Source organism: Tateyamaria omphalii, from assembly GCF_014651375.1.
GTDB classification, from domain to species: Bacteria; Pseudomonadota; Alphaproteobacteria; order Rhodobacterales; family Rhodobacteraceae; genus Tateyamaria; species Tateyamaria omphalii.
This window is the reverse complement of sequence record NZ_BMWT01000012.1, coordinates 60,738-68,638: the sequence shown is the minus strand read 5'-3', so window position 1 is coordinate 68,638 and position 7,901 is coordinate 60,738. Positions and strand designations below refer to the sequence as shown.

General features: G+C 61.1%; 9 protein-coding genes. 4 read left to right on the top strand and 5 right to left on the bottom strand.

From position 1 onward, the window contains the following. Positions 1-198: 198 nt before the first annotated feature. Genes IE087_RS22920 through IE087_RS22910 form a run of 3 tightly spaced genes read left to right on the top strand, consistent with a single transcriptional unit; the run spans position 199 to position 2,413 of the window. Complete coding sequence (locus IE087_RS22920) at positions 199-903, top strand: ABC transporter permease (protein ID WP_189371913.1); 705 nt, start codon at positions 199-201, stop codon at positions 901-903. Continuing rightward, positions 897-1,613 carry an ATP-binding cassette domain-containing protein gene (locus tag IE087_RS22915; RefSeq protein WP_189371908.1) on the top strand — a complete coding sequence of 239 codons (717 nt, stop codon included), beginning with the start codon at positions 897-899 and terminating at the stop codon, positions 1,611-1,613. The genes IE087_RS22920 and IE087_RS22915 overlap by 7 nt, the downstream gene beginning before the upstream one ends. Further along, entirely contained in the window at positions 1,610-2,413 is an 804-nt protein-coding gene (locus IE087_RS22910) for an ABC transporter substrate-binding protein (RefSeq protein WP_189371907.1), read from the top strand. Before IE087_RS22915 ends, IE087_RS22910 begins: the two co-directional genes overlap by 4 nt. Positions 2,414-2,526: 113 nt before the next feature. On the opposite strand, the gene IE087_RS22905 is transcribed toward IE087_RS22910, so the two are convergent. Genes IE087_RS22905 through IE087_RS22890 form a run of 4 tightly spaced genes read right to left on the bottom strand, consistent with a single transcriptional unit; the run spans position 2,527 to position 4,972 of the window. Then, on the bottom strand, positions 2,527-3,012 hold the full coding sequence (locus IE087_RS22905) for a DUF6505 family protein (RefSeq protein WP_189371906.1): 486 nt from the start codon (positions 3,010-3,012) through the stop codon (positions 2,527-2,529). After that, a complete protein-coding gene (locus tag IE087_RS22900; RefSeq protein WP_189371905.1) occupies positions 3,009-3,719 on the bottom strand; it encodes a biotin/lipoate--protein ligase family protein in 711 nt (236 codons plus the stop codon). The genes IE087_RS22905 and IE087_RS22900 overlap by 4 nt, the downstream gene beginning before the upstream one ends. Then, entirely contained in the window at positions 3,716-4,777 is a 1,062-nt protein-coding gene (locus IE087_RS22895; protein ID WP_189371904.1) for an Mrp/NBP35 family ATP-binding protein, read from the bottom strand. Before IE087_RS22895 ends, IE087_RS22900 begins: the two co-directional genes overlap by 4 nt. Positions 4,778-4,780: 3 nt before the next feature. Then, positions 4,781-4,972 carry a DUF6494 family protein gene (locus IE087_RS22890; RefSeq protein WP_189371903.1) on the bottom strand — a complete coding sequence of 64 codons (192 nt, stop codon included), beginning with the start codon at positions 4,970-4,972 and terminating at the stop codon, positions 4,781-4,783. 57 nt (positions 4,973-5,029) lie between these two features. Here IE087_RS22890 and IE087_RS22885 point away from each other — a divergent pair, with 57 nt between their 5' ends. After that, positions 5,030-5,761: a hypothetical protein gene (locus tag IE087_RS22885; RefSeq protein WP_189371902.1), complete on the top strand. Its 732-nt coding sequence runs from the start codon at positions 5,030-5,032 to the stop codon at positions 5,759-5,761. On the opposite strand, the gene IE087_RS22880 is transcribed toward IE087_RS22885, so the two are convergent. Beyond that, entirely contained in the window at positions 5,755-7,701 is a 1,947-nt protein-coding gene (locus IE087_RS22880) for a 4Fe-4S binding protein (RefSeq protein WP_189371901.1), read from the bottom strand. The genes IE087_RS22885 and IE087_RS22880 overlap by 7 nt on opposite strands. Between the last annotated feature and the right edge of the window lie 200 nt (positions 7,702-7,901).

Here is a 7,901-nt window from a genome sequence, read left to right as displayed (position 1 = left end):
GAAAATTGCCCACGGGCAATTCTGACCCCGCCCGCGGAAATTGCCCATGGGCAATTTTTTTTGGTGATGGACAATCTGACCGCCTGCCTTGCGTCCGCATGCCATGGTCAAGACAAGCTGGCCGCATGTCACAACAGGGCTGGTATCCCCCCGCAAAACCGTCCAATTTCGGGAAAACACGTAACGGGAGGATCGGCCATCGTCGATCTATGGGAGGGTCTGCGCCACGCCATTTGGCTGGTCGTCACATTTGACGCAGAGCTGGCGGAAATTGCTCTGCGCTCGCTCCGCGTCACCCTCACAGCATTGGTCATTGCCTGCGTCATCGCTTTACCCCTTGCCGCACTTCTGGCTGTCCGCCGCTTCCGCTGGCGCCGCGCCACCATCGCCCTCCTGAACGCGCTGATGGGTCTGCCGCCGGTCGTTGTGGGGCTGATCGTTTACATCTTCTTATCCCGGTCCGGTCCCTTCGGAGCCCTCGGCCTGTTGTTTACACCAACGGCGATGATCGTGGCGCAGGTGATCATAATCGTTCCGCTGATCGCCTCCATTGCGCATCAGTCCTTGCGCGAACTGTGGGCTGAATACCACGACCTCCTGATCTCCATGAACGTCACTCAGATGCAGAAGATGCGGACACTGATCTGGGATGCGCGCAGGGCGCTGCTGACGGCCGCGCTGGCCGGGTTCGGGCGTGGGATCGGAGAGGTGGGCGCCATCATGATCGTTGGCGGCAATATCGACAATGCCACACGCGTTCTGACGACGGCCATCGCGCTTGAGACGGGTAAGGGGGAATTCGCCTTGGCGCTTGCACTCGGGTTTGTCCTTATCGCCTTGGCCTTGGGCGTGAACCTTGCGATCCACTGGATTGGCCAGACAGAGCGGGACAGCCGATGGTGACGGAACTCTTTCCCGTGACGCTCAAGGGCGCTGAAACGTCACGCCGTGGCAAGCGGCTGGTTGGGCCCGTCGATCTGACACTGGACGGGCAGGGGCTGTGTGTTGTTTTGGGGCCAAACGGGGCGGGAAAGACCACGCTTTTGCGGCTCATGCATGGGACGGCGCGCCTGACAGGCGGCAGTGTCCGATGGGCCTGCGATACTGAATCCGCCCGTCATCATCAGGCCTTTGTCTTTCAGCAGCCGGTCGTTTTGCGACGCACAGTCGAGGAGAATCTGACCTACCCTTTGCGTTTGCGCAATGTGGATCGAAAGACGGCCAAGGCTGCCGCCCAAAGATGGGCCGAACGGGTTGGCCTGGGCGCACACCTGACCCGCCGTGCCATGGTTCTGTCTGGTGGTGAACAGCAGAAGCTGGCCCTGGCACGTGCCCTGATCACCGATCCGGCACTGGTATTTCTGGATGAGCCGACGGCCTCGCTGGACGGGCGCGCCATGCGCGAGATCGAAGCAATCCTGCTGCAAGCCAAAGCCGACGGAACGCGACTTATTTTGTCGACACATGACATGGGTCAAGCCAGGCGGATCGCGGATCAGGTAATTTTCATCCTAGGCGGTAAAGTTCACGAAACCGGCCCTGCACAGGGGTTTTTTGATGCGCCGCAAACGCCCGAAGCACGGGCCTTTTTGAATGGAGACATCGTGGAATGAAAAAGACCCTGATACTGACGTTTTTGACGATCTTTACTGCCGGGCTGGCACATGCGGCCGATCAGATGCGGATGGCGGTGACAACATCGTTTCACAATTCAGGGCTGGCCGACGTATTGCTGCCAGAGATTGCCAAGGATCTCGATCTAGAGGTGCAGCTGCTTGTGGTGGGCACGGGGCAGGCGATCAAGCTGGGTGAGGCGGGCGATGTGGATGCAATCCTTGTCCATTCCCGTACGGCGGAAGACGCTTTTGTGGATGGTGGCTATGGCACACATCGGCGTGAAATAATGTATAACGATTTCGTCTTCATTGGGCCCGCGGATGATCCGGCCGTAATTGCCGAGGCTGAGACTGCGGCTGATGCGCTGAACAATATCTGGTCCGCAAGTGCTGCTTTCGTAAGTCGTGGAGATGACAGCGGCACCCACAAAAAAGAGCTGAGCCTGTGGACAGATGCGGGATTGGACGCTGATACATTTGATGCGTGGTACAATGCTGTCGGAGCCGGGATGGGAGCAGCCTTGAACACGGCATCGGGCTTGAACGCTTACATACTTTCAGACCGCGCAAGTTGGTTGAATTTCGGGAACAAAGGTGATCTGGCGCTGCTGTTTGCGGGCGATCCTGTGCTGTTCAATCAATACGCTTACCTGCCAGTCAATCCCGCGCGGCATGATCATGTCAAAACCGATCTCACGGCGAAGCTGGAAGAGTGGCTGACATCAGAACGCGCGCAAGTCCTGATCGACGGCTACACGATCGACGGCGAAACCTTGTTTGTATTCAACGCAAAATAGGCTCTGGCAAGGTCCTTGTGCTTCTTCTGACCCCAAATACCATGGGGAGAGCGCGAGAGGGGTAAAACCCCTCTCGCTTCGGTCGGATTGGCCAAGCCAATTCGAACCAAAAACTAGTGACCGTGATCGGTATCCCCGTGGATCGCAAACTGATCCAGCCCGGCATCCTGTGGCTGGATCGTCCTAAACGCCTCGCGGACGCCGGCTTCGGTCAGCTCGCGCGCAACCGTCAGCAGCGTGTTGGGGTCGTGATCCTCGCAGAGATCGATCATTTGGGCCAGTTCCTCAGCCGCGACGGGGTGCGCCGCTTCAACGGATGGGGCGCCGTAATATGTCACGAAATGCTGGGCAAGCAAGCCGGTTAGCGTTTCCAATTCGGCCTGTTCCAGTTGGGTCACGGCGACAAAGGTCACGCGCCCGCCGGTTTCCAGCCCAAACCATCCGTTGGCAAAGGCCTGGCGCGCCTTGCCGGTCAGGTCACTCTCGCCCCAGTTGGAGAACTCGAAGCCACCCGAGATGCACCATTCACCCGTGCGGGCAGGGGAGGCGAACACGTTCATGTCGCTTTCGTCGAAATGGATCGCGCGTGCGAGTTTCATGATGGGTCCTCCAACACGGTTGTGAGTGGGATCAGGTGCGTTGTCTCCGTGTCCCGCAAAAGCATTCCGAACTCTTCATCAACACCGAGAAATGTGCCGGTTAGAGACTGGTTTCCAATCTCTTCTCCGATGCCTTCAACCAGTCCGCGCCATTCGGAATGCAAGGAGGCAGAGCCTTCATCTTCCCACCGGTTCAGCCAGTTCAGCGTGTGCCTGGACCACGATTCGAGCAGGGTTGGTGGCGATACCTCGGCACAGCCTTCGGCAAACAGGGCCGTTTCGTCCGGGGTCAGGCCAGTGTCCTCGGATGCCGGGATCAGGGGGAGGGTGAAGCCGATGACGAGCCAATCCGGCACCGCTGTGGGCTCGGCTCCCGACGCCATGGCGCGGAACCGACCGCAGCGCGCGCCGTTGACGCGAATGCCGCCCCACCAATCCAAGTGCACCGCCACCTCGGGTGGGGCCAATGCGCCAAGTGCGTTCTGAAAGCCCACACCGCAGAGCGGCAGCATCGCAATTGCCTTGGACAGCGGCACTTCGGGCGCAAAGACCAACGCGGCCTCCATCTCTGCTGCACCCAATTTGTAAGAGATGAGGCCGGCATCGCAGCCCAGCGTCGCCCGCATAACCGCATGGTCAAAGGCGCCGTCCGGCGCTTCTTCGCCCCACATCAGTGGGGGAAAGGTGACTTCGGCGGCGTCGCTCATGCTGCCCCCGCTGTGACAAGTCCCGCGGCCACATCCTGAAACGCCTTGGCTTGTGGGCTGTCAGGTTGGCTAACCGCAACGGGTGCGCCGCCATCTGCGGCCAACCTGATCTGCAGATCCAGCGGCACCTCGGCCAGCAGGGGCACGTCCAATTTCTCGGCTTCCGCCTTGACCCCACCGTGCCCAAACACGTGTTCCTCGTGTCCGCAGTTTGAGCAGATGTGCGTGCTCATATTTTCAATCATTCCGACGATGGGCACGTGCAACTGCTGGAACATGTCCACACCTTTGCGCGCGTCCAAAAGGGCCACATCCTGCGGTGTAGAGACTACAATCGCGCCATCCACGACAAACTTTTGGGCCAATGTCATCTGCACGTCACCGGTGCCTGGGGGCAGGTCCACCAGCAGCACATCAAGCGCACCCCATTGCACCTGACTCATCATCTGTTGCAACGCGCCCATCAGCATGGGCCCGCGCCAGACAACCGCCTGATCCTCGTTCATCATCAGGCCGATGGACATCATCGTGACTCCATGATTGCGCATCGGCAGGATTGTCTTGCCATCAGGCGAGGCAGGGCGGCCAGACACGCCCAGCATTCGGGGCTGAGAGGGGCCATAGACGTCCGCATCCAGGAGACCCACGCGCCGTCCCTGTTGCGCTAGTGCACAAGCGAGGTTGGCTGAGACGGTGGACTTGCCGACGCCCCCCTTACCCGATGCAATCGCGAGAATGCGGTCAATGCCGGGGACCTTTTGTGGCCCTTTCGGGTCGGCAGGGCGCTGTGGTTTCAGATCCGGGGGCGGTGCCTTCTCCGTATGGCCCGTCAACACAATAGCCACGCTTTCGATGCCATCGAGCGCGCCCACGGCGGCTTCGGCAGCGGCTTTCACGCCTTCATAGGCGGCAGCCTGCGCCGGGTTGATCTCCATCACGAAGCGCACGGCGCCACCATCGACATTCAATGCCCGCATGACGCCGGATGACACGATGTCACCCCCCGGCGCATCAAGGCCCTTGAGGACCTCGAGTACTTGTTCTCTGCTCGTGCTCACGCGTCAGTCCTGTCCCTTGATCTCGCCTGTGACCTCGTGGGTCATGTCAAGCTCTTCGATGGTGACAACCGCTTTAATCGCATAGGTCTTGCCGTTGCCGCCCGCATTGCGCACGGCCTCTTCGATTGCCTGTTGCGAGGTCACGCCGACCTGCTTCAGGAACTTGCGCATGGACATGTTGAAATCGTCGCTCATGGGGCTTTCCCCTCCCTAACGTTGACGGATCGCGCCGGTGGGCCGTAGGCTGCCGTAATGCGCATCTTGGTTCTGATCTTGGCCTTGTTGCCGGGTTTGGCAATGGCCGATGACAAGCGGGTGGTGTTCTATGCTCCGCCCGCCTTGGTCGAGAGCGGGTTGATCAAGCACATCGCCCCGCGTTTTTCGCTGAAAACCCAAGTTAGGGTCGAAATTGCAGATGATCCTGCGGTTGCTGATCTGGTGCTGGGATCGGATGGCCGGGCGTTGTTTTCTGGTTTGGGCCAAACGTGGCACATGGATCTGCGTGGCGACGGCAAGGGCGCTCAGCGCTTTGCTGACTGGCTGACATCCGATGTAGGCCGCCGCACGGTTCAGAGCTTTGCGCCGGACGGGGAGGCGTTGTTCACCGAGCCGCAGGTCCAGGAACGCGTCGTGGCCGAGGTCGAGATGACTGGCGACGCCATCGCGGGGCAGGGGGTGTCGTGGGTCAAATGCGGGCGCTGTCACGCGACCGAGCGGGGCAAGGACAGTTTTGGCATTGGCTCGACCCCCAGCTTCTTCGTGATGCGTACATTCGAGGATTGGCAGTCGCGTTTTGCGGGTTTCTACACGTTGAAACCGCACGCGGCCTTTACCCAACTTGAGGGCGTGACTGACCCGTTTCCCATCGACCGCCCGTCGCCCATCGCGCCCATCGAACTGACGCTCGATGACCTGGAAGCGATCCTGGCCTATGTGGCTGTGCTGGACCCCGCCGATCTGGGCAAACCGCTCGAACATCAGTGATCGCGCCGCTTTGACAGGTAGTCGTCGGTGGTGCGCACGCGGGGGCGTTCGCCGCCTTGGAACGGGTTGTCGTCCGCATGAAATTGGGCCGTGACCCGGCAATTGTCGCACATCTGGATCATCCGCAGCTTGTCGCCCGAGAACATCGCGTGATCCTTGAGCTTGTCGGTGATCCGGTCGATGGCGGATTTGGAGCCAAAGAGCGCGCCGCATTCGATGCAGGGGAAGGGTTCTTCCTCGTTCAGCACTTCCTGGCGCAGGGCCGCGTCTGTTAGGTCGAGGCGGGGTTCGTAGGTGATCGCATCCTCGGGACAGATATTGGCGCAGAGGCCGCATTGCAGGCAGGCGTCTTCCTGGAACCTGAGCTGCGGCTTGTCCGAGTTGTCGCCAAGCGCGCCAGAGGGGCACAGTGACACGCAGGACAGGCAGAGGGTGCAGGCATTCGTATCGACCAGAACTGCCCCGTAAGGCGCGCCATCCGGCAGCGCGATACTGTCAGTGTCGGGGTGCAAAGCCTTTGCCGCTTGGCGGGTGATCTGCCGCCGCGTGCCCATGGGGCGCACGGGCGTGGTGACGGGGGCAGGGGCCTCGGCCCCGTAAAGTGCGTCGCTCATCGCATCAGGATCGGGGGTGTCGAGCAGTGCAGCCTTTCCCTCGCCAGTGATGGCGTTGGTCAGGGCGACTTGTGTCTCTAATGCAGGGATATCCGCCTTGGGACCGGGCAGGAGTGTGACAGAGGCGAAGCCAGCGGCCAAGGCTGCCACCGCCTCCGCATGACCAAAAGCGCCAATGGCCGTCATCTCAAGCGGAACCACGTCTGCGGGCAATCCGCGGCCGTGTCGGGCGGAAAGGCGCACCATTTCGGCCCCGTGGGTGTCATGGACCAGTAAGCGCGGGGAGGTGCCGCCCGCGTCGAGAAACGCCTTGGCCATGGTCTGAACACGCCGCATGGTCAGATCGACTGCGGGTGCATCATAAATGATCGCGCCGGATGGGCAGGCAGCGGAACAGGCCCCACAGCCCGCGCAGATCATCGGGTCGATGGCGACGTGCTCGCCCGCAGACGTGATGGCGCCGGTCGGGCAGAGGTCGAGGCAGTTGGTGCACCCGGTCTGTTCGGCCCGCGAATGGGCGCAAAGCAGGGGTGTGGTTTTGACGTAGAGCGTCTTTTCGAACGTGCCGGTCAGATGCGAGGCGGCGAGGATGGCTGCGGCCACGCCAGGAGCATGGCCCGGCTCGGCCCGCAAGTAGCCGTCGCGCTTTTCATGCGCCGGGAACAGGGGTGTGTCGCCGCGCAGGTCGAGGATGATGTCACATTGCGACCGTGCGCCGTCCTGCGGGTCAGCGAGGGTGAAGGCCCCGCGTCCGCCCGGGTTCACCTGTTGCAGGGCGTCAATCACCACGTCGAACCCGCCAAAAGCGCCCGAGGCGCGGCGCAGCTTGCCCACGACGACGTCGAAATCACGGGTATCGGGAACATCGCTGCCGTCTTCGATCAGCACGGTGACGCCCAGATGGTCCTTGAGCTGTGTCGCGGCACCCAAAGCCACCTCGGCAGGCCCGAGGATCAGACATAGCCCTTCGCTGATCACATCCAGCGTCTTTTCCGGCTCGGACGGCAGCATGGCATCTGCAATGAGTGCGGACATTTTGGGCAGTTTCGGGACGGTATCGTCACTCCACCCGGCACGGTCGCGCAGGTCCAGAACGGGTGGGGCAGGGCGGTCTAGGCCCTCTGCCAGCTCCTCGAAAACGCGGGCTTCCTGGGTGCAACAAAAAACGGCTTCCGGGTCCGACAGGGCGGCTTCGGCCTGGGCCAACTGGGTGGTGCAGAGGGCAGAACAGGGTGGTCGCACGTCCAGTCCGGTGGCGTCGGATAACCCCCTGGCGTCGATGGTCTGGGTGCCCAAACAATCGCATGTTATCAAAGATTTGACCACGTATTCCTCCCTTGCGGCAGGGCTGTTTTTTGCCCCCTGTCCGCTTGCGTCCCGGCGCCAGCCTAGACTTGATTCGTGGTGCTTCACAAACCGTTTTCAAGCCAGCGGACCATGCGGAAGGGCATGGAAAACGGTGAAGTGATTCGTGATTCGGTACACCATCGTATTCCCGAGCGAAACGCTCGAATTAGACATTTAGT

Bases quoted from the DNA above. Each gene is read 5' to 3' on its own strand.
- IE087_RS22890 (WP_189371903.1), bottom strand. From the start codon at position 4,972: ATGAGCGACGATTTCAACATGTCCATGCGCAAGTTCCTGAAGCAGGTC.
- IE087_RS22910 (WP_189371907.1), top strand. From the start codon at position 1,610: ATGAAAAAGACCCTGATACTGACGTTTTTGACGATCTTTACTGCCGGG.
- IE087_RS22900 (WP_189371905.1), bottom strand. From the start codon at position 3,719: ATGAGCGACGCCGCCGAAGTCACCTTTCCCCCACTGATGTGGGGCGAA.
- IE087_RS22915 (WP_189371908.1), top strand. From the start codon at position 897: ATGGTGACGGAACTCTTTCCCGTGACGCTCAAGGGCGCTGAAACGTCA.
- IE087_RS22905 (WP_189371906.1), bottom strand. From the start codon at position 3,012: ATGAAACTCGCACGCGCGATCCATTTCGACGAAAGCGACATGAACGTG.
- IE087_RS22885 (WP_189371902.1), top strand. From the start codon at position 5,030: ATGCGCATCTTGGTTCTGATCTTGGCCTTGTTGCCGGGTTTGGCAATG.